The sequence below is a fragment of the Pseudoalteromonas sp. 2CM41L genome, assembly GCF_023161905.1.
Classification (GTDB): Bacteria; Pseudomonadota; Gammaproteobacteria; order Enterobacterales; family Alteromonadaceae; genus Pseudoalteromonas; species Pseudoalteromonas atlantica.
The window spans coordinates 15693-42024 of record NZ_JALNTN010000004.1; the positions used below are offsets into that span (position 1 = coordinate 15693).

27 protein-coding genes and 1 tRNA gene are annotated in these 26332 nt (G+C 40.9%); 15 read left to right on the forward strand and 13 right to left on the reverse strand.

The window, feature by feature from the left end; all coding sequences use genetic code 11:
• Both nudC and MTF64_RS06875 read right to left on the reverse strand, forming a co-directional pair.
• Positions 1-924, reverse strand: coding sequence for an NAD(+) diphosphatase (gene nudC, locus MTF64_RS06870; RefSeq protein ID WP_029771750.1), 924 nt, complete (start codon positions 922-924; stop codon positions 1-3).
• 153 nt (positions 925-1077) lie between these two features.
• Positions 1078-1581 carry an NYN domain-containing protein gene (locus MTF64_RS06875; protein ID WP_004589523.1) on the reverse strand — a complete coding sequence of 168 codons (504 nt, stop codon included), beginning with the start codon at positions 1579-1581 and terminating at the stop codon, positions 1078-1080.
• 166 nt (positions 1582-1747) lie between these two features.
• Between MTF64_RS06875 and MTF64_RS06880 the strand changes: the two genes are divergently transcribed.
• Both MTF64_RS06880 and MTF64_RS06885 read left to right on the forward strand, forming a co-directional pair.
• Positions 1748-2371, forward strand: coding sequence for a hypothetical protein (locus MTF64_RS06880; protein ID WP_064386445.1), 624 nt, complete (start codon positions 1748-1750; stop codon positions 2369-2371).
• The gene (locus MTF64_RS06885; protein WP_248450984.1) at positions 2371-3114 is read left to right on the forward strand and encodes a DUF3307 domain-containing protein; all 744 of its coding nucleotides are present in this window, start codon (positions 2371-2373) and stop codon (positions 3112-3114) included. Before MTF64_RS06880 ends, MTF64_RS06885 begins: the two co-directional genes overlap by 1 nt.
• Positions 3115-3217: 103 nt before the next feature.
• Here the strand turns inward: MTF64_RS06885 and MTF64_RS06890 are convergent, their stop codons facing one another.
• Positions 3218-4609 carry a DEAD/DEAH box helicase gene (locus MTF64_RS06890; RefSeq protein ID WP_248450985.1) on the reverse strand — a complete coding sequence of 464 codons (1392 nt, stop codon included), beginning with the start codon at positions 4607-4609 and terminating at the stop codon, positions 3218-3220.
• Positions 4610-4745: 136 nt separating this feature from the next.
• On the opposite strand from MTF64_RS06890, the gene MTF64_RS06895 reads away from it, so the two are divergent.
• Complete coding sequence (locus MTF64_RS06895) at positions 4746-5168, forward strand: DUF1801 domain-containing protein (protein ID WP_121637266.1); 423 nt, start codon at positions 4746-4748, stop codon at positions 5166-5168.
• A gap of 279 nt (positions 5169-5447) precedes the next feature.
• On the opposite strand, the gene MTF64_RS06900 is transcribed toward MTF64_RS06895, so the two are convergent.
• Complete coding sequence (locus tag MTF64_RS06900; protein ID WP_004589526.1) at positions 5448-6287, reverse strand: 2OG-Fe(II) oxygenase family protein; 840 nt, start codon at positions 6285-6287, stop codon at positions 5448-5450.
• A 267-nt stretch (positions 6288-6554) separates the two neighbouring features.
• Here MTF64_RS06900 and MTF64_RS06905 point away from each other — a divergent pair, with 267 nt between their 5' ends.
• On the forward strand, positions 6555-7757 hold the full coding sequence (locus MTF64_RS06905) for a bifunctional alpha/beta hydrolase/OsmC family protein (RefSeq protein ID WP_064386443.1): 1203 nt from the start codon (positions 6555-6557) through the stop codon (positions 7755-7757).
• Positions 7758-8136: 379 nt separating this feature from the next.
• On the opposite strand, the gene MTF64_RS06910 is transcribed toward MTF64_RS06905, so the two are convergent.
• Positions 8137-8877 carry an alpha/beta hydrolase gene (locus MTF64_RS06910; RefSeq protein ID WP_248450986.1) on the reverse strand — a complete coding sequence of 247 codons (741 nt, stop codon included), beginning with the start codon at positions 8875-8877 and terminating at the stop codon, positions 8137-8139.
• Positions 8878-9002: 125 nt separating this feature from the next.
• Between MTF64_RS06910 and MTF64_RS06915 the strand changes: the two genes are divergently transcribed.
• The gene (locus MTF64_RS06915) at positions 9003-9326 is read left to right on the forward strand and encodes a hypothetical protein (RefSeq protein WP_248450987.1); all 324 of its coding nucleotides are present in this window, start codon (positions 9003-9005) and stop codon (positions 9324-9326) included.
• Between the two features lie 90 nt (positions 9327-9416).
• Here the strand turns inward: MTF64_RS06915 and MTF64_RS06920 are convergent, their stop codons facing one another.
• The 3 genes from MTF64_RS06920 to aspS form a co-directional block, all read right to left on the reverse strand.
• Entirely contained in the window at positions 9417-10013 is a 597-nt protein-coding gene (locus MTF64_RS06920; RefSeq protein WP_248450988.1) for a pentapeptide repeat-containing protein, read from the reverse strand.
• Positions 10014-10042: 29 nt separating this feature from the next.
• Positions 10043-10273 (reverse strand): hypothetical protein, encoded by a 231-nt coding sequence (locus MTF64_RS06925; RefSeq protein WP_024033669.1) that lies wholly within the window; start codon positions 10271-10273, stop codon positions 10043-10045.
• Positions 10274-10462: 189 nt separating this feature from the next.
• Positions 10463-12241: an aspartate--tRNA ligase gene (gene aspS / locus MTF64_RS06930; RefSeq protein ID WP_029772588.1), complete on the reverse strand. Its 1779-nt coding sequence runs from the start codon at positions 12239-12241 to the stop codon at positions 10463-10465.
• Positions 12242-12488: 247 nt separating this feature from the next.
• On the opposite strand from aspS, the gene MTF64_RS06935 reads away from it, so the two are divergent.
• From MTF64_RS06935 to MTF64_RS06950, 4 genes are all read left to right on the forward strand, one after another.
• Positions 12489-13337: a DUF72 domain-containing protein gene (locus MTF64_RS06935; protein ID WP_248450989.1), complete on the forward strand. Its 849-nt coding sequence runs from the start codon at positions 12489-12491 to the stop codon at positions 13335-13337.
• A gap of 13 nt (positions 13338-13350) precedes the next feature.
• Positions 13351-13848 (forward strand): YgjP-like metallopeptidase domain-containing protein, encoded by a 498-nt coding sequence (locus MTF64_RS06940; protein WP_248450990.1) that lies wholly within the window; start codon positions 13351-13353, stop codon positions 13846-13848.
• Between the two features lie 142 nt (positions 13849-13990).
• Positions 13991-14800, forward strand: coding sequence for a hypothetical protein (locus MTF64_RS06945; protein ID WP_248450991.1), 810 nt, complete (start codon positions 13991-13993; stop codon positions 14798-14800).
• Complete coding sequence (locus MTF64_RS06950) at positions 14790-15182, forward strand: hypothetical protein (RefSeq protein WP_212750829.1); 393 nt, start codon at positions 14790-14792, stop codon at positions 15180-15182. Before MTF64_RS06945 ends, MTF64_RS06950 begins: the two co-directional genes overlap by 11 nt.
• A 121-nt stretch (positions 15183-15303) precedes the next feature.
• Here the strand turns inward: MTF64_RS06950 and MTF64_RS06955 are convergent, their stop codons facing one another.
• Positions 15304-15993 (reverse strand): DUF3334 family protein, encoded by a 690-nt coding sequence (locus tag MTF64_RS06955; protein ID WP_004588943.1) that lies wholly within the window; start codon positions 15991-15993, stop codon positions 15304-15306.
• Positions 15994-16109: 116 nt separating this feature from the next.
• On the opposite strand from MTF64_RS06955, the gene cmoA reads away from it, so the two are divergent.
• From cmoA to MTF64_RS06980, 5 genes are all read left to right on the forward strand, one after another.
• Entirely contained in the window at positions 16110-16835 is a 726-nt protein-coding gene (gene cmoA / locus MTF64_RS06960; RefSeq protein WP_004588942.1) for a carboxy-S-adenosyl-L-methionine synthase CmoA, read from the forward strand.
• A 12-nt stretch (positions 16836-16847) separates the two neighbouring features.
• Positions 16848-17816: a tRNA 5-methoxyuridine(34)/uridine 5-oxyacetic acid(34) synthase CmoB gene (gene cmoB / locus MTF64_RS06965; protein WP_054982276.1), complete on the forward strand. Its 969-nt coding sequence runs from the start codon at positions 16848-16850 to the stop codon at positions 17814-17816.
• 201 nt (positions 17817-18017) lie between these two features.
• Positions 18018-19070, forward strand: a complete 1053-nt coding sequence (gene purM, locus MTF64_RS06970) for a phosphoribosylformylglycinamidine cyclo-ligase (RefSeq protein WP_029772582.1) — start codon at positions 18018-18020, stop codon at positions 19068-19070.
• Positions 19070-19717, forward strand: coding sequence for a phosphoribosylglycinamide formyltransferase (purN, locus tag MTF64_RS06975; protein WP_004588939.1), 648 nt, complete (start codon positions 19070-19072; stop codon positions 19715-19717). The genes purM and purN overlap by 1 nt, the downstream gene beginning before the upstream one ends.
• 16 nt (positions 19718-19733) lie before the next feature.
• A complete protein-coding gene (locus MTF64_RS06980) occupies positions 19734-20471 on the forward strand; it encodes a DUF3108 domain-containing protein (RefSeq protein WP_029772580.1) in 738 nt (245 codons plus the stop codon).
• Between the two features lie 71 nt (positions 20472-20542).
• Here the strand turns inward: MTF64_RS06980 and MTF64_RS06985 are convergent, their stop codons facing one another.
• Positions 20543-21307 carry a class II glutamine amidotransferase gene (locus tag MTF64_RS06985; protein ID WP_004587229.1) on the reverse strand — a complete coding sequence of 255 codons (765 nt, stop codon included), beginning with the start codon at positions 21305-21307 and terminating at the stop codon, positions 20543-20545.
• A gap of 297 nt (positions 21308-21604) precedes the next feature.
• On the opposite strand from MTF64_RS06985, the gene fadE reads away from it, so the two are divergent.
• Complete coding sequence (gene fadE, locus MTF64_RS06990) at positions 21605-24061, forward strand: acyl-CoA dehydrogenase FadE (RefSeq protein ID WP_248450992.1); 2457 nt, start codon at positions 21605-21607, stop codon at positions 24059-24061.
• Between the two features lie 4 nt (positions 24062-24065).
• On the opposite strand, the gene MTF64_RS06995 is transcribed toward fadE, so the two are convergent.
• The 3 genes from MTF64_RS06995 to MTF64_RS07005 form a co-directional block, all read right to left on the reverse strand.
• Positions 24066-25178: a DUF6136 family protein gene (locus MTF64_RS06995; RefSeq protein ID WP_248450993.1), complete on the reverse strand. Its 1113-nt coding sequence runs from the start codon at positions 25176-25178 to the stop codon at positions 24066-24068.
• Complete coding sequence (locus MTF64_RS07000; protein ID WP_248450994.1) at positions 25175-25765, reverse strand: ATP-binding cassette domain-containing protein; 591 nt, start codon at positions 25763-25765, stop codon at positions 25175-25177. The genes MTF64_RS06995 and MTF64_RS07000 overlap by 4 nt, the downstream gene beginning before the upstream one ends.
• 490 nt (positions 25766-26255) lie before the next feature.
• Positions 26256-26332 (reverse strand) — tRNA-Asp (locus tag MTF64_RS07005).

The window sequence follows — 26332 nt, forward strand, 5'->3', positions numbered from 1 at the left end:
TTAAGCCTTATTTGAAAGCCATTGTTCAATTAAAAAACGCGAAATTGAATCGACCCGAGGGAGTTTATAATGATCGCCTTCATCGCCCATATTGCCAAACGCCTTAACTTCTTCGCGCGTAAACCATTTGGCATCGTCTAATTCGTCTTTATCTACGTTTATTTGCTCAGTTTTAGCCTGAGCAATAAAACCCAACATAATAGAGGAAGGAAATGGCCAAGGTTGCGAGGCAATATAACGTACATTATCAACGTCAATGCCTGCTTCTTCTTTAACTTCGCGCGCTACAGCTTGCTCTAGTGTTTCACCTGGATCTACAAAGCCTGCCAATGACGAATACATACCTTGTTGCCATATTGCTTGGCGACCCAATAAACAACGCTCTATTCCATCTTCAAATACTTTAGTAACCACCATAATTACTGCAGGGTCAGTGCGTGGAAATGTAGGGTGCTTGCAGTGCTCGTTTTCACATAGGCGTGAATGTCCTGCTTCTACTAATGTATTTTTACTGCCACAACGCCCGCAAAAACTATGCGTTGCATGCCAATAACATAAACCACGTGCAAGTGCGGCTATAGAGCCATCTTGTATATCAACGTGAGGGCCATATTGGCGTATATCAAAAAACTGTGCGTCGCCTATAACGCACTTGAGTTCGTCATCGTGTATGGCTGAAACATCTAACGCAAACACACCCTGTTGCTCAGTATTTGAGCCTAAATAAATAGCGTTTGATAAATCTAAATGGGCAATTTGCTGATACGTTAAGTAGCACACTTGAGCTGCGTCTTTATAAAACAAAGTGTGGTTATTATTCACCAAAAGCCACTTACTTTGTGCCGACATTTGTGCGTTTAACCACGCCGCGTTTTTACGAAAATTAGACCCGCGGTCTAATGGCATGTCGCTGTAATAAAGCATGTGAGTCCTCAATAACATGGTATGGCGTAAAATTACCATAACCGCTGAGTAAACCCAATTTATTACCGCAATAAAAAAAGCCTATAATTAGCTATATAGGCTCTTTATTAAAAACTCTCATGTTGCAGGCACTTAGCCGCTATATTTTATGCTTTAGAGTAGCAAGCTATCATCAATTAAATGAAACTGTTCTGCACTTTGCTTAAGCACCTCTGCGGTTAACTTATCGGCGCCGTACACATCGCACGGTACATTGTATTGATTTTTTAAATGCCCTAGCAATAACGCAAAGTCGCCATCACCAGAGAGCAAAATGACTTTATCGAGGTTTTTGCCTTGCTCTAGCATATCTATCGTTATGCCTACATCCCAATCCCCTTTTGCGCTGCCGTCGCGGCGCTGAATAAACGGCTTTAGTTTTACCTCAAAGCCAATAGCACGCAAAATATTTTGAAACTGGTTTTGTTTTTCATCACCGCGGTGAATGGCATACGCAAATGCACAATCTATAGAATACTGCTGCTTCATGTGCGCCCAAAATGCATTGTAATCAAAGTTTTTACGGTAACTTTCGCGGCACGTGTAATAAATGTTTTGTACATCAACAAAAATACCTACACGTGGCTTACTGATTTGCTGATCGTTTTGTAAAGTCATTTGTTTCCTTAAGTGCTCACAACTCAGCGCAGCTGAAATAAAACGCCATTAACGAGTGAACCTTGCAATTTTGTTTTAAGTAACCTAAATTGGTTACTTAACTAAATGTAACCAAATTTGGTTACCTGATTCTATGTAACTGCATTAAGTTACTTTTTGGATTTTTATGATTGGTGTGATCAGCGGCGATATAATTAAATCGCAAAAAATACCTAAGCAGCAATACGATGCCATGCTTTATCAGCTAGAGCAAAGTTTGCGTGCAATTAGTAATAATACCTCACTGTGGACCATATACCGAGGTGATGCTTTTCAGTTGCAAATAAATCAAAGCGAGCAGTTAATTAAAACCGCTATTATCATTTATTTGCATTTAAAGTCGGCAGGTTACGAGCTACGCCAAAGTATGGCCTTAGGTGAGGTAGACAACCCACGCAGCGATATAAAAACAGCCACCGGCTCGGCCTTTGTGCTCTCAGGGCAAGGCCTTGATAAAATAGCCAATCAGCGCTTTACCTTACAGATAGCAAAGCACACCCTAGATGAAGGCTTTAGTCTTAACCTTGCCTTTGTTGATACCTTGCTTAGCAAAATAACGCAAAAACAAGCCAATGCGCTTTACGTGTATTTAACCCAGGCCGATAACAGCCATGCAGCACTGGCAAAAGAGCTTAACACCAGTCGCGAAAATGTCACTAAATTGCTTAACTTAGCAAATTATCAGCTAATAGAGCGATTTATAGTACACGCTAAACAGGTCATAACAACGATTGCAAAAGGAAGTGAGTAATGGGGTTTTCGTTATTATTAGCGGCATTAATTATAGGCCACCTAGTCAGTGACTTTTTTTTACAACCAATGAGCTGGGTAAACGATAGAAACACCCACCACTTTAAAGCTAAAAAGCTCTACCTGCATGTATTAGTACACGGTGTGGTTAGCGCCGTTATTTTAGCGCTTTGGGAATATAGCTATGGCTGGCAACAACTAAGCACCGTGTTACTTTCAACAGCTGCAATTATGCTTAGCCACTACCTAATAGATATTGCTAAGTCGTATTCTAACAAAGGGGTTGTGCCCTTTTTACTCGACCAAATAGCGCATATAGCCGTAATAATAGCGCTGTGTATTTATATAACTGATAACCAAAGTTTAATCGCGTACGTAAGCGCACTTGCCACAAACCCTAAAGTGCTTTGGGTTGTATGCGGATATTTAATTATATTAAGCCCAAGTGCCGTATTTATAAGAATGATGCTTGAAAGGCTCACCGCTAACTTTTCAAGTGAGGGCAGCTTACCGTTGGCCGGACAAAGCATTGGCATGATAGAGCGAGTACTTATGCTCAGCTTTATATTACTTGATCAATTTGCTGGGCTTGGCTTTTTGCTAGCTGCCAAGTCGGTATTTAGGTTTGGCGATTTAAGTGCCAGTAAAGATAAAAAGCTCACCGAGTACGTTATGCTAGGCACCTTACTAAGCGTTAGCGTTACCTTGTTTGTAGGTTTAGGCGTTAATTCGTTGATCAGGTAAGTATAAATTACAGATAATAAAAAACGCGCTACTTCTATTAAAAAGGTAGCGCGTTTTTTTGTATTGGCGTTTAATTAAAGGCCAATACAATCTTTAATAATGATTAATCGTTATTTGGGCGACGACGGCGCTGGCCATTACCACCTACCGATTGGCGCTTTGCCCATGGGCTTTGTGCGTTGTCATCGGTTTTGGCTGCTGGTTTTTTAGAACCACCACGACGAGGGCCTGTACCGCTTCCCCCATTGTTTGGTTTTTTGCTGTTCGGCTTATCAGACTTAGGCTTGTTAAACGGCTGCTTTGCTTTTTTAGGCTTTTTAGGTTTAATTGGGCGAGCATCTAATGCGCGCTCAGGTACTGGGCTAGTTGGTTCAAATCCAGGCTCTTCAGCGCGAGGGATTAGCTCACCAATAAAACGTTCAATACCGTATAAATCAGCGGCATCATCGGCTGTTACAAACGAAATAGCATGCCCTGATGCTCCAGCACGACCGGTACGGCCAATACGGTGAACGTAATCTTCGTATACGTTTGGTAAGTCGTAGTTAACCACATGCGGAAGCTCAACAATATCAAGGCCACGTGCCACAATATCAGTCGCTACTAGTACGCGTACTTCGCCACTTTTAAAGCCATCTAATGCTTTAACACGAGCGCCTTGTGATTTATTACCATGAATAGCGGCGCCTACTATGTCGTCGCGCTCAAGCTGTTTAACTAAACGGTTTGCACCGTGCTTGGTACGGCTAAACACTAATACTTGTTGCCAATCGTTGCTACGAATTAAATGGCTAAGTAATGCGGTTTTACGCGATTTATCAACAGCGTAAACGCTTTGCGTTACGCTTTTAGCAGTGGTGTTTTTTGCCGCAACTGATATTTCAACAGGGTCGTTAATTAACCCTTTTGCTAATGCTCGAATATCATCTGAAAACGTTGCCGAAAACATTAAGTTTTGGCGTTTAGGCGGCATTTTAGCAATCAGGCGTTTAATGTCGTGAATAAAGCCCATATCAAGCATGCGGTCGGCTTCATCAAGTACCAGCACTTCAACATTATCAAATTTAACCGCGTTTTGATTGTGTAAATCGATTAAACGCCCAGGCGTGGCCACTAAAATATCAACCCCTTTACGAAGGCGCTGCATTTGTGGGTTTATTTTTACGCCGCCGTACACTACAAACGAACTTACATCAGAGTGCTTAGCGTATTCTTCAACGTTTTCGCTTACCTGCAAAGCCAGCTCACGCGTAGGCGTTAAAATAAGGGCACGTACGTGGTTACTTTTTGCTTTACTGCCTTTAGATAACAGCTCAATTAGCGGTAACGTAAAACCGGCGGTTTTACCTGTGCCTGTTTGTGCAGCCGCCATCACATCGCGACGTTCAATAATTGCAGGAATTGCTTGAGCCTGAATAGGCGTTGGCGTTTCATAGCCCTTTTCTAAAACCGCGTTAACTAAAGACTGTGATAAACCTAAACCATCAAAACTCATAAAATCTCTCAATAAAATAAAGGCCAAACCGGCCAAGGGCGCATTATACGCAACTAACTTAGAAATGCATGGAAATATTCACTTAGCAAATTAAGTGCTAACCTTAGAGTAGCTAATAACAATACAAATCAACGCTATGACATTAAAAACTAAAGCAAACCAAATAACACTTAAGCAATGCCTAGAAAGTATAGATTCAAAGCGTATTGAAGACACACAGACCTTACTAACCCTGTTTGAAAAAGTCACAGGGGCAAAGCCTGTTGTATGGGGTAAAGATATTATAGGGTATGACCAATACAGCTATAGGTACGACTCCGGCCGCACAGGTGAATGGCCAATCACAGGGTTTTCACCACGCAAAACTAAGCTTTCTATTTATATTATGCCTGGCTTTGATCACCCCAAAATAGCGGCATTATTAAATAAGCTTGGTAAACATAGCCTAGGTAAAAGCTGTTTGTACGTGACAAAATTGGAAAATATCGATTTAGCTATACTTGAGCAAATAATTGCTGAGTCGGTTTTAATAATGAAACAAACTTACCCAAAAAATTAATACCAATCCGCTTAATTAAGTGATCTATTTTGAGAATAGATAAACGTGTTGATAGCTAGACAATAAATTCGTTATTTAGTTGTTCTCGGCAATTGCTCCTGCATTGCTCTACCTTCTGCATCCATATAGTCATAAATGAGAATTTTTTAACGCAGATAGCGACACGTTTAGCCCCTAAAAATGATTCAACATTATTGCGGATTGGTATAACCTTGCTTAAAAACAACAAAAGCGGCTAAAAGCCGCTTTTGGTTTATATTTAACTCAATAAATATAACGTTATTTAACACCTAGCTCGCGTAAACGCTCTTGTAGGTAGCTGTCTGCAGTGTAACGCTCAGAAAGCACAACATCAGGACGTGGGTGTAAAAACAGCGGTAAAGAAATACGCGACTTAGTCGACGCTTTACCCGTTGGGTTAATTACACGGTGAATAGTCGATGGGAAGTACCCGCCCGACGCTTCTTGTAACATGTCACCAATATTAATAATTAAGCTACCAAAGTCACATGGCACATCTAACCAACCGCCATCAGTTTTTTGAACTTGCAGGCCTGGCTCGTTCGATGCAGGTAATACAGTTAATAAGTTAATGTCACCATGTGCTGCAGCGCGAATTGCACCTGGCTCTTCATCACCTGTCATTGGCGGGTAATGTAAAATGCGTAACAATGTTTGCTCAGAATCAGCAATCATGTCTTTTAAATCGATAGAAAACTTAGCACGTACATCGGCTGGTGCCTCTGCTTGAACCCAGCTTAAAAGCGTTGCTGCAAATTCGTTAGCTAAGCGGTAGTACTCACGTACGTCGGCTTCAAGCTCAGCAGGCACGCGACCTTTAGGGTAAACATGAAAGTACTCTTTAATGTCTTTTACTGTAAAGCCTTTAGCTACCTCAGATACAGAAGGCGGGAAATAACCGTCTTGCGTTTCTTTAGAAAATAAAAAGTCGTGCTTTTGCTCTGAATTAAAAAAGTCTTGCCATTTTTCGTAAATAGACTCAACTAAAGATTGCGGGATTGGGTGATTTTTTAATACACCAAAACCGGTGTTTCTTAACGATTCAACAAAGTGAGCAGCCGCATCGGGAGCTTTATAATCAACAGTAGGTAATTGCATTGTACGTTCCAGTGAATAGGTTGTTAGAAGTGAGCTGCTTTAAAATATAGCTAATTAGCCAATATAAAGTAGCAAAACCTTCATTATAGCGCTGTGCGAGGATAGACAAACCACCCAAAAAACATAAGGACAAATGTCCTCACGATGAAATAGTAAGCAGTTTACTTGATCAAGATCAAAGCATAATAAACATTGAAATTACACTAGTTAGTGCTTATATCTTATCTATTATTGTAACGTATTTTAATGAAACACTAAGGCTCTTCTATGCGACAAAAAGTATCTTTTAAAAGCGGCGATTTAGAACTTGCAGGCCAGCTTGAACGCCCAGCCGGCGATGTAAAGTTTTATGCTTTATTTGCACACTGCTTTACCTGTGGTAAAGATATTGCTGCCGCTACGCGCATAAGCCGCGCCCTTACCCAACAGGGTATTGCCGTACTGCGCTTTGACTTTACCGGCCTTGGCAATAGCGACGGCGACTTTGCAAACAGTAACTTCTCATCAAATATTCAAGATTTAGTGGCCGCAGCCGATCACCTGCGTACTTACTTTGATGCGCCGCAGTTATTAATTGGCCACAGCTTAGGCGGCGCTGCCGTACTGGCTGCTGCAGAGCATATTCCTGAGGTATCGGCTATTACAACAATTGGCGCTCCTTCAGATGCGCAACACGTTGCACATAACTTTGAAGCCCATTTAGACGAAATAAACGCCGCAGGTGAAGCTAAAGTTAGCTTAGCTGGGCGCGAATTTACCATAAAAAAACAATTTGTAGAGGACATCGCAAAGTACGACCGTAGCCATATAGGTAAATTAAAACGCGCACTTTTAGTTATGCATTCCCCTGTTGATGCCACGGTTAATATTTCAGAAGCCGAGAAAATTTATGCATCAGCCAAACACCCAAAAAGCTTTATTAGCCTCGATAACGCCGACCACTTACTGAGTAATAAAAACGATGCCGAGTACGCTGCTACGCTTATTGCTAATTGGGCAAACCGCTACGTTAAATATGAGCAAAGCAACTACAGCGCAAAATTAGAAAACGGCAAAGTACTGGTTGAAGAAAAAGATCATATATTTACTCAGCACGTAAGTACTAAAGATCATACATGGCTTGCCGATGAGCCGTTAAAGGTAGGTGGCAGTAATTTAGGCCCCGATCCTTACGACCATATACTCGCAGGCCTAGGCGCGTGTACCTCAATGACACTGCGTATGTATGCAACCTTAAAAAAGCTGCCGCTTGATCATATAAAAGTAGAACTTGAACACACCCGCGACTATTACAAAGATTGCGACAACGGCGAATGCACCCAAAACCTAGAGGCCATTACCCGTAAAATTACCCTACGCGGCGACTTAACCGAAGCACAGCGCCAACGCCTGCTAGAAATAGCCGACAAATGCCCAGTGCATAAAACCCTGCATAACAGCCCAATTGTAGTAAGTGAATTAGTTGAGTAACTAAAACAAAAATAGCGCAGCTGTGGCTGCGCTATTTACTAGGGCCTGTTTACCTTTCGAGGTTGAATTTGCAGCAGTCTGTTTGGTATTTAGGCAAGGCAGAGCATATGTAGTGTGGTTGTTCCCCCATAAATAGGCGATAACGACGTATAAATGCCAAACAGGCGCTGCCCAAAGGGTTCTGCCTAGGGGCCATTTACTCTTTGTTACTCGGTTTTTACTTATTCTTACAGGGATGTAAGTCATTAGAATAACGCAGGAGCAGTTATCGAGCCCACTAGGTTACAAACCTCGCGCCGTGATTAAATGGCCCCTAGATTGAACAAATTATAACCCTGAAAGGTCAACAGGCCCTAAAATAAAGCTCTACAAATTTTTGTTAATTTAAAAACGCCTGCATTTCTTTACTTATTCTCTGTACCAGCCATTTTGGCCCGCCGTCGTACATATCGTTATGGCGCGATTTTTCAATCATTACTTGGCTAACAGGGAAGTTTTTTAGCTCTGTTTCATTTAATAAAACATTCGCATCGGCTGGGTAATCGCTACCACGCAGTGTAAGCACGCGTATGTTTTTATTACGTGGGATCAACATGCGTCGGTGATCGAGGGTAATTAGTTGGCTTACTTCATTTGGGTAAATTGAAGCATATAAAGCAGATATATCGCCGCCGTTTGAGTGGCCAAATAACGTGAGCTGAGAAAAGTTATACTCAGGGTATTGAGCACTTAGCTGATTAACTAAAAATTTAAGGGTAACTACACCGCGATGCCAGTTTTCCATGCGGGTGGTTAAATAAGGCTGTATGCGATTAAGCGCAGGGTCGGTTTTTAGCTCATGTGCGACTGCAATGCTTAAATAACCCTGTGCATTAAATAGCTTACTCGCAAACGTGTAGTCATTGTGGCTAATGCCGTAGCCTGCATTTACAAATGCTACAGGGCACTTTGCGTGTACGCTGCATTGATTACTCTCATTGGGGTATGTGATATTTATAGGGATGGTCCGATTGCGGCTTTGATCCACTATTACATCATCAGCAAAGCTTAATGGTGATATTAAACTCGCGGTTAGGCTAAATGCACTTAATGTTAGTAACTTTTTTATTGTTTTATGCATGTTTTAACTTATATAAATTATTGTTTTTAAATAAAAATAACTTTTACTATAAAGGTTAGCGCGCGCCATTGCTAATGTATGCGATAATACGGCTATTATTTTTAGTTAATTTAGAAAAGTACCCCATGAAATCATACAGCACTATTGAACAACGTATCGACATTTTGCAAAGTCGAATAGAAGCCTATAAAGAAGAAATTGCCGTGTTACAGGCCGAGCCAAAAAGTAACAACGAGCGTATTATTTTTAAATTTATTGAAACAGGCAGCACAGGTAAAACAAAAGACTTTGTGCGCGAACTTGGTATCAAGTCGCCGCGCGATAGCTTATATTCATCAGGCGATGTAACCAAATTAATCAAAGACGGCGCTTATGACATCACCCCTGCACTGCTTGAAATTGCCCGCACATTGGCAAACGCACGTAATAAAAATGGCCCTAGCTGTTAATACCAAGCTACAGGCCACTGTTTAATCTTATTAAAGGTTATTCATTGTTTAGAGGCTTGCAATATGCAGCTTCTAAACGCTCCTCACATATTAATCGCAAAGCTCAATATTAAGGCTTGTAAGTAAATTAAGAGCTTCAAAGCGCTCAAACTTAGCACCCGCTAACGCATTACTGTTTAAATCTATATTAAATTCTGTAGCCCCTACAAAGTCACACTCAGTTAAAGTGGTTTGAAAAAATTCACTATCGCGAAAATTACTTCCTGTAAATGTACTTTGCTTTAAATTGGCATGTCTAAAATCAACATTTTTTGCAAAGCAGTGAATTAATTTTAGTGATTTTAAAGTTAATTCATAAAAAGAGCAGTTACTAAGCTCACAGCTATTAAAGCTCACCGGCGCATTTATACTTAGGGCTCCCCAATCAGCATTGCTCCATTGCACGCTGTTTAACTTACAATGGCTAAAGCTTACATTTTCAAGCGAGCTGTATCCCCATTCAATGCTCGATAAATTGCAATGCTCAAAGCTGCACTCTATAAATCGACACGCTTTAAATTGCCCCTGAGATAAGTCGCAATCTATAAACGTACACGCTTCAAACTCTGTGTTTTCGAGTGTGTGTTTTGCTAGCTGTAAGGCACTAAATTGCTGATCGCAATAATAGTTATTATTAGAAATTGGCACTGTGACTACGTGTCCGTATTTAGGGTTGTTTAATGGGCATAAGGGCTGGTTTTTGGCAAGTCTTGTTTAAGCGCTAATAAGGCGATAAAAATTAAGCCAAAGAGCGGAAATACCGCTAAGCATCCGCCCACAAAAGCTAAAACGCCCGGCATGGTGCTTTTGCGTTTACCTATTTTATAGCTAATCAGCGCAAAAATTGGAATGCAAAACAAAATAAAAAAAGCTAAAAATTCACCAAATAATGTGAGATTAAACGACATAAGAACTCCCTCTCTATTGAATAATATTTGATACCAAGCAACTTGAATATTTAACTATTCTAGCGTGCTAAATAGACTAATAACTTAACACGATTGATATGAACTGCTTTAAATTTAACCATAAAAAAACCCCTAGGCATACTCCTAAGGGTTTTTAAATCTAGCTAAGCGCATTTGTTGCGCGCGGTATTACTCTTCGCTAGGAATTGCTTTTTCTACCACACTGATTGCAAGCTCAGTTAACGAGTCGCTATTAGCTTTGCTAGGTGCATCGGTTAATAAGCACGATGCTTGAGTGGTTTTAGGGAATGCAATAACGTCACGAATGTTATCGGTACCACATAAAAGCATAACTAAACGGTCAAGACCAAAGGCTAAACCAGCATGTGGTGGTGTGCCGTATTTAAGGGCATCAAGTAAAAAGCCAAACTTATCTTGTTGTTCTTGCGCATCAATACCTAAAATTCTAAATGCTGCTTCTTGCATATCAGCATTATGAATACGTACCGAACCGCCACCTACTTCGTAGCCGTTTAATACCATATCGTAAGCATCTGAAATAGCCGCTGCTGGGTTTGCTTCAAGCTCTTCTGCGCTAATATCTTTTGGTGCTGTGAATGGATGATGCACAGCATGTAACGTGCCTTCGTCATCTTCTTCAAACATTGGGAAGTCAACAACCCAAAGTGGCGCCCAGCTATCAAGGTTAGTGATTTCTAAATCAACACCAATCTTCAAGCGAAGCGCGCCCATTGCTTCGTTTACAACGTTGCGTTTATCGGCACCGAATAAAATAATGTCGCCCGTTTGTGCGTTAGTGCGTTCAAGTAACTGGGTAATTACCTCTTCGTTTAAAAACTTAGCCACTGGAGATTGAACGCCTTCAGCGCCTGCATCGCGGTCGTTTACTTTCATCCACGCCATACCTTTAGCGCCGTAAATGCCAATAAACTTAGTGTAATCGTCAAGTTGCTTACGCGAAAGCTTAGCGCCACCCGGTACTGTTAATACAGCAACGCGGCCTTTTTCGTCATTAGCTGGGCCTGAAAATACGTTAAACTCTACGTCTTTTACTAAATCAGCTACATCAACAAGCTTCATTGGGTTACGTAAGTCTGGCTTATCAGAACCGTAAAGGCTCATTGCTTCGCTGTAAGGCATAATTGGGAAATCGCCTAAATCAACGTTTAATAATGATTGCCACATTTCACGGATCATTTTTTCAGTCATACCACGTACTTGATCAGAGCTCATGAACGAGGTTTCTAAATCTATTTGGGTAAATTCAGGTTGGCGATCGGCACGTAAATCTTCATCACGGAAACATTTAACAATTTGGTAGTAACGGTCAAAACCCGACATCATCAACAATTGCTTAAACAACTGTGGTGACTGTGGTAATGCATAAAAGCTACCTTTATGAACACGGCTTGGTACTAAGTAATCGCGTGCACCTTCTGGTGTTGCTTTTGTAAGTACAGGTGTTTCAATGTCTAAAAAGCCATTGTCATCTAAAAAGCGACGAACAAAGCTGCTTGCTTTAGCGCGCAGTTTAATACGGTCGCTCATTTCAAGGCGGCGTAAATCTAAGTAGCGGTACTTTAAGCGGCGCTCTTCTGAATTGGTTTGATTAAAATCAAGCGGTAGCGGCTCAGAGCGATTAATAATAGTTAGCTCGGTACCTAAAATTTCCACTTCGCCTGTTGCCATGTCTTTATTTACTTGGCTTTCTGGGCGCGCACGTACAACCCCTTTTAACTGCACACAAAACTCTTGGCGAAGTTTGTTAGCGTTATCCATTAGTCCTTCAACCTCTGGATCGAATACAACTTGTACTAACCCTTCTCTATCGCGTAAATCGACAAAGATAAGTCCACCAAGGTCACGTCGTTTGTTGATCCAGCCACATAGTTCAACTTCTTGATCTACGTGAGTTTTATTTAGCTGTCCGCAATATATAGAGCGCATAGTTTTCCTGTCAGATAAAAGGCTTAAACGGTTATATTTATTTGTTTTAAGGCGTGTGATTTAAAAAACTGGTCACCACAATACAAATAAAGCCGCTAGCAATCTAAAAATAATCAAATTAAGCCCTGCATTATACCCAAGTAGTATCAAGATGCTAGGGCATGTTGAACGTTGGTGGTTGAATTTGCAGCAAGCACCGTATGTATTTGGTACACTTACGCCACGAAGTCATTAAGCCACCCTTTTTATGTTATATATTGGATGCCCTCAGTGGTCGAGCAGCGCCTGGAAAGGCAACTTATTTACCCGCCAATGTAAAAATGCCGATATGCTAAGCCAATATGCCCAGCATTTTAACTCAGTTGAAGGCAATACCAGCTTTTACGCAGACCCAGCGCCAAGCACTGTTTTACGCTGGGCTCAAAGCGTACCCGAGGACTTTAAATTTACGTTTAAGTTTCATCGTCGCTTTAGCCACGAGCTTGCGCTTAGTAATGTTCAAACAGAACTTAATGACTGGCTTACGTTATTTACCCCAATACTTGAAAAAACAGGGCAAATAATGCTGCAATTACCCAAAGCGTTTGGTCCAAACGATTTACCTAAATTAACGCAATTTATTAGCTTGCTCCCCAAAGAGCTAAATTACGGCGTAGAAGTACGCCATAGTGATTTTTTTAAAAAAGGTGAGGCCGAGATTGCTCTTAATCAGCTATTAATGGCAAATAATATAAACCGTATTTCTATGGATACCCGTGCGCTTTTTGCAGTAAAGCCCACCACCGAGGCTTTAATAGATGCACAACAAAAAAAGCCCCACTTACCGGTACATGCAATAGCTACTGGCTCGCAGCCGATGGCGCGCTTTGTAATAGCCGATTTACAAAACGACTATAAACCCTTTTATAAACCCTGGCTCAATAAAGTAAAACAATGGCTTGATGAGGGTAAATCCCCGTATGTGTTTTTTCATACTGCCGATAACCGTGAATCTCCACTCCTTGCTAGGCAGTTTTGTGAAGACCTAGGGTATAATCACCCGGTATTAAATCCATTCAGTGGCGAAAAAGAAGCCCACCAGCCAACGCTTTTTTAAATAGAGAACAAAAATGAGTGAATACGCACGTTACTTTACCGGCTACCCAGCTAACATTGTTGAGCAAGTATTAAGCCTTATAAATAACAACAAGGTATGTGACTACTTACTTAAAAAATACCCACATACGCACACCATCACCACCGACAAACTACTTTACAGCTACGCCACTGATTTAAAAAAGCAGTATTTAAAAAACGCCCCACCGTTTGGCCGCGCTGCATTTAAAAAACAAGGGGATATGGTAACCAACGCACTCGGTACTCACACCTACCGCATGCAAGGTAAAACCCGTAAGCACGATTTAGCCATAAACAGCGATTTACTGCGCGCACCTGAGCCACTGTTAAAAGCGCTAGTCGTACACGAACTCGCCCACTTTAAAGAAAAAGACCACAACAAGAGCTTTTATAAATTGTGCTGCCATATGGAGCCGCAATACCATCAGTTAGAGTTAGATTTGAGGATTTTTTGTGTGGTGGTGGCAATGGGAGAGAATCCTTATGTTTAGCTGATTTTAGCTGTGACAAATATCTATCTATTAAGTAGTATAAGTTACACATTAAAAAAGGAATTATCTAATGCCCCCTAGTTACTCTCTTAGAATAGATTTTGCTCGTAATGTAAGCAACCCCGAAAGAGTCTTCAACTCTATGGGTTTACTTGTTGAAGGTTTTGATAAACTACACTCAACGATACTACTAGGCTTTGGCACAAAAATAGAGTTTAGTTCCGCACTTTCAGAAACACGGAAAGGATCTGTAATTGCCGATATCAAACATAACGTCATTGATAAAGTCAGGGGGGTCAACTTTGAATCTATCTGCGATGCAATTTATAGAGGCCTCGAAGAAGAAATTGCAGTAGCAAAAAAGATTGACTCTGAATCTGACGTTAAATTATTTGCTGAGAAAATTTATTCTCAAATAGCCGCTAATGGACTTGATTTAGAAGAGTTTACTTGTGAATCAAATCTAAATTTATTCGAAATCGCTGAAGCTCTCCACAAAATAGATAACGCGTTGAATCTACTCTCTGAAGAGGATAAAGCACAGTTTGGGAAAATGAAGAAATTTGTTGATATTTCAGATGATTTTTCATGTCCTCGACCTGCATCACAGATTTTCGAAAATGTAGAAATGACTTTACCATGTCGAGAGGTTGTAGTTATTCGACGCCCTTCTTATGTTTTTGGTCTAAATTGGGACTTAGAAAGTAATTCAAGAAAACCTAAAAAGTTTTCAGCTAAAATGACGGATGAGGTTTGGTTCGAAAGCTGGAGGAATCATGATAAAGATGCACAACTTTGGCCTGGCGATGGACTTTTAGCCGATATTAAAACTACTAAGAAAGTCAATAATCACCGACAAACGACATCTATCGAATGTGAAATTATTAAAGTTATACGAGTAATACCACAAGAAGAAGTTAAACAAACTGAATTGGATTTAAGTGATGGGTAAGATAAATTATGAGAGTGCAAAAAAGGAAGCTTTATTTATAGCTTTACCATTTTTTGTGCTTTTATTACTTAAAGTACTCCAAGGCGATTTCATTGGTTTTATTAAACTTTCGGATTTTGCTTTAGCAACGTCAATACTATGGGGGCAATTGCTAGCAAAAACATTTGATGTACCAGATAAAAACAAAAACAAAGATAAATTCAGCACTAAACAAGTACAAATTTTCATCTTTTCGTTTTTATCTTTAACTCTTTATATCGGGCTTAATTTTTTAAATGATATTAGCGAAATCGTATATTGGGCTCAACTCACTTGGTATGGATTTTCAATCCTTTATTACATCCCAATATCAACGTTAATGAGTGATTTAACAAAGAGGTGATAAGCTGAATTTATTAAATAAAAAACGCGATACTAAATCGCGTTTTTTAATAACTCACTGATAGCTTAAAACTGACAGCTCAAAAGCACGTTGGGTTTCGCTTCGCTCAACCCAACCTACATTACAGCCCTAGCTCAGCCATAAAGTCATCATCGGCATCATCTTGTTCTGCTTCTTTTGACTTAGCTTTTGCTTTTTCGGCCTTTTGCTTAGCTTCGTTTTCGATAATGTCATCAGGGTCTATCGCTTCTACAATGTCAAAGTCATGTAGTTTAATAAACTCTGTTTTATCCATTGCCAGCTCTAGGTAAAAAATATTTTGGTTGCGCGTAGTAAAGGTTACGCGGCGTGCTTGTGGGCGATCCATAGTGGTATCAACCGATATTTGCACTTGTTTATTAATCGCCATCATTTTTGGCTGGTTTTGCGTAATAGAGGTATGTAACTGCTCACGCACTTTAGAAGTGAAGTCACCAACAATTTGGTTCATCAGCTCGCCCATTACATTTGAAACGTCATCCGATAAATGACTGTGGGCAATTTCTTCTTCAGGCATGCCCATATTGCGCATGTAATCGCCGTAAATTTCCATTGCCGCTTGCGCTGTAAAATTAGTGACTACCAGCCCTGTAAAGCCACCATCAAATAATACAAAACAGCCAATGTCTGGACGCATACAGGTGCGCGTTATTTTTTGCACCATAGCCGAGTAGCTAATTTCGTTACCGCTGGCTGATGACAGAACACCCGTCACTGAATGACATAGGGTTGCTAATATATCGTCTGTGCTAATTACCTTACTTTTGCTCATTTAACGTTCTCTTTTATACTTATTATTCATAATTCTAGCCAAGCTACTGAATTTATCACTGACTATCCAGTATAAAATGTTAAAATAGTGCCATTATTTTTAAAGAGACTGCCTTAGTGAGTATAAAAGACAGTATTTACGCCTCTGAGCAACAAGTAAAAGATTTTAGCTTTGACCAAAATGTGGTTGAGGTTTTTCCGGATATGATCCAGCGCTCTGTGCCTGGGTACGCCACCATTGTAAGCACTATGGGTAAATTGGCCGGTGAATATGCGCAAAGTAATTCAAACCTTTACGATTTAGGCTGCTCGCTTGGTGCGGTTACCCTAAGCATGCGCCGTAATATTCGCACCGATAACTGCCACATTATTGCTGTAGATAACTCACAAGCTATGGTTGAGCGTTGTAAGGTTCATTTACAAGGCTTTAAGTCAGACGTGCCTGTTACAGTAACTTTAGGCGATATTAACGAGCTTGAGATTCAAAATGCGTCGGTAGTGGCCATGAATTTTACCTTGCAATTTATTCCGCCATTACAGCGCCAAGCCGTGCTTGAAAAAATTTACGCTAACTTAAAACCCGGTGGCGTACTGCTCCTTAGCGAAAAAATTAAAGCCGAAAACGAGCAGTGCGATAATTTATTAATTGATTTGCACCACGACTTTAAACGCCACAATGGCTACTCAGAGCTTGAAATAAGCCAAAAACGTACTGCCATTGAAAACGTGATGCGCCCCGATACGCTAAGCACTCACTTTAATCGTTTAAGCGACATTGGTTTTAGCCAAACGCAGGTGTGGTATCAATGTTTTAATTTTTGCTCAATGGTAGCAATTAAATAAAGAGAGTGACTTATGTCTCAATGGTTTAACCAATTTTACGCAGCAATTGCACAAAGCCCGCTTAGCCACTGGCTAGAAACCCTGCCCGCTCAATTAAAGCATTGGCAAAACGAGGCAAGCCATGGCGATTTACCAAAATGGCAAAAAGTACTTAAAAATTTGCCAGAAGTAAAAACAACCCACGTTGATATCGCCACTAAAGTAGAAATTGGCGCACCGGGGGAGATGAGCGAAGGCGAGCAAAAACAAGCCACGCATTTATTAAAACGCATGATGCCATGGCGCAAAGGCCCCTTTACTGTACACGGTATTGAAATAAACACTGAGTGGCGCAGCGATTGGAAGTGGGACCGCCTACTTCCTCATATTGAGCCATTAAAAGGCCGCACAGTATTAGATATAGGCTGTGGCTCTGGCTATCACTTATGGCGTATGCGCGGTGAAGGCGCTGAATTTGTAGTGGGTATTGACCCTTCTGATTTATTTTTGTGTCAATTTCAGGCCATTAAACATTACAACCCAGACGAAAACGTGCATTTATTACCATTAGGTGTAGAAGCACTACCCGAGCTTAAAGCGTTTGATACGGTGTTTTCTATGGGGGTGCTGTATCACCGCCGCTCGCCTATCGATTTTTTAGCGCAGTTAAAAGCGCAGCTTCGCCCAGGTGGCGAACTCGTACTAGAAACGTTAGTAATTGAAGGCGATGAAAACACCGTACTGGTACCTACCGACCGCTACGCAAAAATGCGCAACGTTTGGTTTATTCCAAGTACTGCTGCACTAAAACTGTGGATGGAGCGCGTTGGCTTTAAAGATGTGCAAATAAAAGATTGCGCAATTACCACGCTTGATGAGCAACGCAGGACCGACTGGATGGAAAACGAATCGTTAGTTGATTTTTTAGACCCAAACGATACCAGTAAAACCATTGAAGGTTACCCTGCACCACTTAGAGCTATTTTAACTGCAAAAGCATAGCTGTTAATTTAACGACTTTAATTACTAAAAAAACGCCTGCGGGCGTTTTTTTGTTTATTTAAACAACAGACAGCGGACAAGTGTCCTTGTTAATTATTTCAAAACTATATTTGAGCTAGCCGCGCAGTTGCAATTGTTGTAAAATACGCGCGTTTCTAAGCTATCGAAAAGCAACCCCAAGCAATTATTTGAGGAAAACCTGTGAGCGAACAAAAACAGTCATTAAGCTATAAAGATGCGGGCGTAGATATCGACGCTGGTAATGCACTTGTTGAGCGTATTAAAGGCGTAGTTAAAAAAACGCGTCGTCCAGAAGTAATGGGCGGAATTGGTGGTTTTGGCGCTCTTTGCGAAATTCCAGAAGGTTACAAACAGCCAGTACTAGTAGCAGGTACTGACGGTGTAGGTACTAAACTACGTTTAGCTATCGACTTAAAAAAACACGACACTGTAGGTATTGACTTAGTTGCAATGTGTGTAAACGATTTAATAGTACAAGGCGCTGAACCCCTGTTTTTTCTAGATTACTATGCAACAGGTAAACTAGATGTAGACACAGCGGCCGATGTAGTAACCGGTATTGGTAAAGGCTGTGAGATTTCTGGCTGTGCCCTGATTGGCGGCGAAACAGCTGAAATGCCAGGTATGTACGATGGTGAAGACTACGACATGGCCGGTTTTTGTACCGGTGTAGTAGAAAAATCTAAAATTATTGATGGCACAAAAGTAGCAGCCGGCGATCAACTTATTGCCCTTGCCTCTAGCGGTCCGCACTCAAACGGCTTTTCTTTAATTCGTAAAGTGCTTGAAGTATCAAACGCCGATACGAACCAAGTTATTGACGGCAAAACACTAGGCGAGCACTTACTAGAGCCAACCCGTATTTACGTTAAACCTTTACTTGAGCTATTTAAGCAAGTAGACGTGCATGCCCTATCGCATATTACTGGCGGCGGCTTTTGGGAAAACATTCCGCGTGTATTACCTGATTCTGCAAAAGCAGTAGTTAAAGGCGATAGCTGGCAGTGGCCAACCGTTTTTAACTGGTTACAAGAAAACGGCAATATTACTACGCACGAAATGTACCGTACATTTAACTGTGGTGTAGGCATGGTATTAGTAGTACCAGGCGATGCGCTAGAGCAAAGCTTAAGCATTTTAAAAGAGCTTGGCGAAAACGCATGGCACCTTGGTGAAATTCAAGATGCTGTTGCCGGCGAAGAGCAAGTAGAAATTGTAGGTGGTGCTAAGTAATGGCACCCATTCGCTTAGTGGTATTAATATCGGGTAGTGGTTCTAATTTACAAGCCATTATTGATGCCTGCGAACGCGGCGAAATAAACGGACACATAGCGGCTGTTATAAGTAACAAAGCAGACGCTTACGGCCTTGAGCGTGCAAAACAAGCAGGTATTGCTACAAAAGTGCTCAGTCACAAAGATTTTGACTCGCGCGAGGCCTATGATGCGCAATTAATGAACGTTATTGACTCTTTTATGCCAAATCTAGTTGTATTAGCTGGGTTTATGCGTATTCTTACTCCTAGCTTAGTGCAAAAATATGTTGGAAAAATGTTGAACATTCATCCATCTTTGTTGCCTAAGTATCAGGGGCTGAATACCCACCAAAGAGCAATTGATGCAAAAGACGATGTTCATGGCGTAAGTGTTCATTTTGTAACTGAAGAGTTAGACGGCGGTCCCGTTATTCTTCAGGCGCAAATACCTGTACTCAAGGATGATACAGCAGAAACATTAGCTAAACGCGTGCACGAACAAGAGCATATAATTTATCCTTTGGTGGTCAAGTGGTTCAGTGAACACAGACTTACTATGGAAGCAGATTATGCAGTTCTTGACGAAAAACAACTTCCTGCACACGGCGCGCACTACCCACAATAAAAAAATAAGTGCCCTGCTGTTATGTGTGGGCGCTTTACTTCCTACTAGCCTAATTGCAGGCGAACTAACAGAGTATCAAGCCAGCTACGATATTTTACGCAAAGGTAAAAATCATGGCGAGGCAGTACGCGAACTTAAAAAAGTTGGCGAGCAAACATATCAACTTACTTATCACAGCAATATTGAGTGGATGATTTTCTCTGACAAGCGAGAAGAAACCTCAGTATTTACTTTTTTAGATAACAAAGTCACTCCTCATCATTACAATATGGTGCGTACCGGCACCGGCCCAGATAAAGATTATAAAATAGACTTTGATACACAAAATAAAGTGGTCACCAGTAGTACTAGCGAATACCCGCTAAAGTGCGAATGGACTGACGAATTTCAAGATGCTATTTCGTATCAAGTACAAGTACGCGAAGGCTTAAAAAAAGGCGAAACTTATTTTTCGTTTCCGCTTATTGATAAAAAAGGCAATCGCCGCGACTACAACTTTGAAGTGGTTGGCAAAGAAATGATTTCGCTGCCAATTGGTAACGTAGAAGCTATAAAAGTAAAACGTTTATACGATAACGATAAACGCCAAGCCCTTGCCTGGTTTGCACCAGAAATGGACTACATGCTTGTACGTATGTGGAAAGGCGAAAAAGGCATGGAGCAGTTTGAAGTACAAATGAATTCATTTACCGTTACCCAGCCTGTTTCTACTCCAGTAAGTGAGAGCAGCGAAGTAAGATCAGAAGCGCCGTAAACACGGTGATAGCAAACACAAAAACGCGATTTTATATCGCGTTTTTTTGTGTTTGCTTTTAGGCTATTTAACTAAATTAGTTCGCCCATTTTAAATAACGCAAACTCCCCTGGCTGCATTTTTTGCCAGCGTTCGTCGTTGGTTAATGGCCGTGTAGCTATTACTGTTACTACATCGTTTGGGGTGGTTTCTTCGTTAAAATCAACTACCATATCGGCATCAATTAACGTTGCTTTACCAAATGGTGCTCGGCGGGTTATGTAGTGTAAGTTATTCGTGCAGTACGCCAATACAAATACGCCATCGGTCAATAACATATTAAATACGCCCTTTTCACGTAGCGTATGCGAAAGCTTAGCCGCGTATCTAAATACAGAGGCCATATTAGAGGGGCGTTTTGGGTATTTTTCACGAATTTTATCTAGCAACCAACAAAACGCCAGCTCACTGTCGGTGTTGCCCACAGGGCGATAATATTGTGGTTTTAAATCGTGATAGTTAGATAACTGGCCATTATGTGCATAGGTAATTTCGCGTCCCCAAAGCTCACGGGTAAACGGATGGGTATTTTCAAGGCACACTCGGCCACGGTTTCCTTGGCGAATATGGCTAATTACCGACACACTTTTAATGGGGTAGGCTTTTACTAGCTTGGCGATTTCTGATTGATAGCTTGGCTCAGGATCTTTAAAGGTTCTACACCCTTTACCCTCGTAAAACGTGATACCCCAGCCATCTTTATGCGGGCCAGTATTACCACCGCGCTCTAATAAACCTGAAAAACTAAAACAAATATCCGTAGGTACGTTGGCTGACATGCCAAGTAATTCACACATTAATAAACTAACCCTTAAAAAATACGTATAAATAGCGCTGTACTTTGCTGTGCGCTACAACAGACATACTTACTTAAAAAAACTTTTTTGGCTAGCTGATTTACTGATTTTTAGCGCTTAAATAATCGCTGTGATTGAATTAAACACAGCAGTGATGCATGCTCGTTCCTTATAAAGGGAATAATGATAAGCATAATAGCTAGTTTGTCGTTAATTTAACGCTGTAATGTACTTGAAACTTACGCTCACTAGCGCTACTCTAACTAAGGTGGTCTGACCTCTATTAAGGAATAAGCAATGACACTCATATTTACACTCGGTTTAATCGCACTGCTCAGCATCGCGGTTTACCACAGAGCGAGTTGGAACACAGCACTTGGTGTTTCTGCCGCAACATTATTAATTGGTACCTTTGCAGGTGCTTTTGGTTTAATTAGCTGGTTGATCTTTTTGATCATCGCAGTTCCTCTTTCTGTTACTGGCATTCGTCAGCAATATATAATCAAGCCGATTTTTACTACCTTTAAAAAAGTAACGCCAAACATGTCTGACACTGAAAAGTCAGCAATCGATGCCGGTACTACGTGGTGGGAAGCTGATTTATTTTGTGGTAACCCAGATTGGAAAAAGCTACACCAATACCCAGTACCAAAGCTGACTATTGAAGAGCAAGCCTTTATTGATGGCCCTGTAGAAGTAGTATGTAGCATGCTAGATGATTGGGAAGCAACACACGAGCTTACCGATTTACCGCAAGATGTATGGCAATATCTAAAAGATAATAAATTCTTTGCCATGATCATCAAAAAAGAATACGGCGGTTTAGAGTTTTCTGCGTTTGCACAATCATGTGTTCTGCAAAAGTTAACCAGTAAATCGACCTTGCTATCGTCAATTGTAGGTGTACCTAACTCGTTAGGCCCAGGTGAATTACTACAGCACTACGGTACTGAAGATCAAAAAAATCATTATTTACCGCGCTTAGCCCAAGGCCAAGAAATTCCATGTTTTGCATTAACTTCGCCAGAAGCAGGCTCTGACGCAAGCTCAATTCCTGATTACGGTGTTGTGTGTAAAGGGCAATGGAACGGTGAAGAAGTAGTAGGTATCAGCCTTACCTGGAACAAGCGTTACATTACTCTTGCACCAGTGGCTACAGTACTTGGTCTTGCCTTTAAACTACAAGATCCAGATGGTTTACTAAGCGACAACAAAGAGCCAGGCATTACCTGTGCACTTATTCCAACTAACACGCCAGGTGTTGAAATTGGTCGTCGCCACTTCCCGCTTAACGTACCATTTCAAAATGGCCCGACTCGCGGTAAAGATATTTTTGTACCCCTTGATTACATTATTGGTGGCCCAGAAATGGCTGGCCAAGGCTGGCGCATGCTGGTTGAATGTTTATCGGTTGGCCGTGCAATTACATTGCCATCAAACTCTGCCGGTGGCATTAAAACAATTGCCGTAGCAACAGGTGCATACAGCCGTATTCGTCGTCAGTTCCGTTTACCAATTGGTAAAATGGAAGGTGTTGAAGAGTCACTGGCTAAACTTGCAGGTTACGCTTACAGCTCAGATGCAGCAGTTAGTATGTCAACGGGTGCGGTAGATTTAGGTGAAAAGCCATCGGTTGTTTCAGCTATTATTAAATACCACCTTACCGAGCAAATGCGCGAGTCGACCATTCATGCAATGGACGTACTTGGCGGTAAAGGGATTATGCTTGGGCCAAATAACTATTTAGGTCGTGGCTATCAAGGTGCCCCTATTGCTATAACAGTAGAAGGTGCCAACATCTTGACCCGTAATATGATTATTTATGGTCAAGGTGCAATTCGCTGTCATCCATTTGTACTAACCGAGCTTGGTGCTTGTGAAATTGAAGACCGCGAAGAAGCGCTTAACGTATTTGATAAAGCGCTAATGGGCCACATTGGCTTTACAATGTCGAACCTTGTACGTACTAAGTGGCTTGCGCTTAGTGGTGCACGTTTTACTAGCGTACCGTACAAAGACGACACCGCAGAGTTTTACCGTATAGCATCACGCTTTAGTGCATCGCTTGCGCTTATGTCTGACATTAGCATGGCGGTATTTGGTGGCTCGCTTAAACGTAAAGAACGTATTTCAGCACGTTTAGGTGACTTACTAAGCTACTTATATTTAGTGTCTGCAACGCTTAAGCGTTATAACGATGAAGGCCGTAAACAAGAAGATTTAGCCCTAGTAAAATGGAGCTGTCAGGATCATCTTTACCACTGCCAACGTGCCCTTGCTGATTTAATCAATAACATGCCCTCTGCCCCATTACGTGGCGTATTAAAAGTATTGTTATTCCCGTTTGGTCGCCCGGTTCGTAAACCTACCGACAAACTTGAGCATAAACTAGCACAACTACTTCAAGTACCTAGCGAAACGCGTAACCGTTTAGCAAGCTATGTTTACTTAAAAGATGAGCCACTAAACCTAGTTGGCCGTCAAGAGCAAACACTTAAAGACGTACTGGCTGTAGAGCCGTTATTTGAACGAGTATGTAAAGAAAAAGGCCTTAAACTGCCATTCTTCCAACTTGATAAAGTAGCGCAAATGGGCCTTGAAGCTGGCATATTAAGCCAAGCAGAAGCTGATAAATTAGCCGCTGTTGAAAAAGCCCGCTTAGATGTGATTAACGTTGATGACTTTGACCCAGCTGATTTATTAGCAGGCAAAGCCGCACGTAAAAGTGAAGACAGCAAAGCAGATGCAGCTTAACCCGTTAGGTTAACGCAGCCAACAGTCCGCCTGTTGTGATCATCCAAACCAGCGCGTAATGCGCTGGTTTTTTTTGCACGATAGCTTGTTGGAGTGCGCACCAAATAATGCCAGTTAATAGCAACAAGCCACTTGCTTGGTTGAATAAAGCAAAAAAACCAATAAGCGAAAGTAAGAGCACAATTAAACTAGGAACAAATTGGCCAATAAAAAATGCTGTTTGCTTATTCTGCATTTTAAAAAACACACTATATTGTTGATGTAGATGACTACAATCAAATTGTAATGAACTACTAAACAACACCACAAAAGCAAGTGACAAAATACTGAATATATCAGCTAAATTAGCGCGCTCTTGTAGTAGTACCTCAAATGCCATAAATACGCACAACAATAAAGCACCTCGCCAAATCAAAGTCCAGCTGTTGTGTATAAAAAACATTAGCCAAAAGCCTGTAAGTGAGCTTAGCTCTAACTTAGCTGCAAAATTAAAAGGTACCATTAAGGTGCTTAAGGTAAATAACAGCACAAAGCCACACTGATAAGTCAGTGGACTTACATCAAACGGTAACATTAGCCACATTGCAGATAACAAAAATCCATAAACAAGCGCTATTGGCTTGTATAAGCATAAAATGCCGAGCGTAAATTGTAATAGTAAAAACACCAAAAAATGCGGCACCCTAAGCCACTGGTTTATGCTCAGGTCAATTGTAATAACAAGGCTTGCAATCAACCAGCCATTACTTAACAGCAAAAGCTTTATATCCATCAAACCAAGCCAATACCGCTTTACCAATGTCTGTTGAAACGCTCGTTGGGCTGAGTTTTTTATTGCAGTCTTCATTGCGCTTAACATTACACTTTGTAGCAGCAAATACAGCCAAGCCATTTGCGCACCATATTGAGGTGCATCACTACTATCAATAATTTTTCCAAGCCCTAAAAAAAGTAGCAATATCAAACCCAACACTGACGAGCCCAACACCACTAAAAATAACACCCCAAAGCTTTTCAGTTGTAATAATAATTGTGTAAGTTCAGTCTTGTATGCCAGAAAACGATAATCCATAAAAGAGCGGTATTGGCCAATTGATTGTTTTAAATTTGCAATCATAAAGGCATACACTCAAAGCCATGCAGTAAAAAAGGCTCGGGCTCGTGACAAGTGATAATTATTTGACCTTGTGGCTTATTTACTAAATATTCATCAAGTAAAATTAATAAATACTCAATACTCGCTTGATCAAGCGCTGCACTGGGTTCATCTAACAGTAAATACGGTGCATCACGCATAAGTGCTAAAATTAACTGGCACTTCTTTTGGTTACCTGATGATAGAGCGTCAAAGCGTGTATTTAGAAATTCATTAAAATTAAACCCATCGACTATAGCTGTTGGCCAACAACAGCAAAATGTATTTGAGGATAAGTTAATTATTTGCTTTGCTGTTAAAAAGTCGGGTAAAGCAATACTGTCAGAGGCTATAGCAACTTGCTTATGTGGTTCGGTTAACGCGTTTCCAGAAAACAAAAACTCACCACTTTCGTAAGTTTCAAGCCCCGCTAACATCATCAATAGAGTTGTTTTCCCTTGGCCATTAGGTGCTTCGATGCATATTTTTTGGCTGCTAAACACTTTATTGTAATCACGATAAACCACGTTGGTAACAAACTGCTTATTTAAGCCAATCACTTCAATCATAAAATATCCCTATAAGTAAGCGTGATATTATAGGTAAACTTTTATGAGAAACAAAACCCATCACCACAGCTTTAAAACAACACTAACGGGAAAGTAACGTCGCTTTCTAATAGCGATAAATCTTTTAGCAAAGTGCAACAGTATCAGAAGCCCTGAAAAAGCCTGTGTCATCAACAGCGTCCCTCTCTAACACTTCACTATAAAGATAAGCTTTTTACATCTGCGGCGCTATGACTTATCCTCAAGCCATATAAACTACTTTAAAGGACAATTTGAATTCTGATAACACGTAAAGCTATGAACTAAACTAAAAATTAAGCTATGAGTTTTTAATTCAAATCTACTACGGTTTACGTGTAAATTATGACTGATAGCTGATAGCTGATAGCTGATAGCTGATAGCTGATAGCTGATAGCTGATAGCCAAAGGGTAATTTATAAAATTATTTAACCAAGGATTTTATAAGCTTGCTATTGAGGAAATAACAAGTGGCGGAGTGGACGGGACTCGAACCCGCGACCCCCGGCGTGACAGGCCGGTATTCTAACCAACTGAACTACCACTCC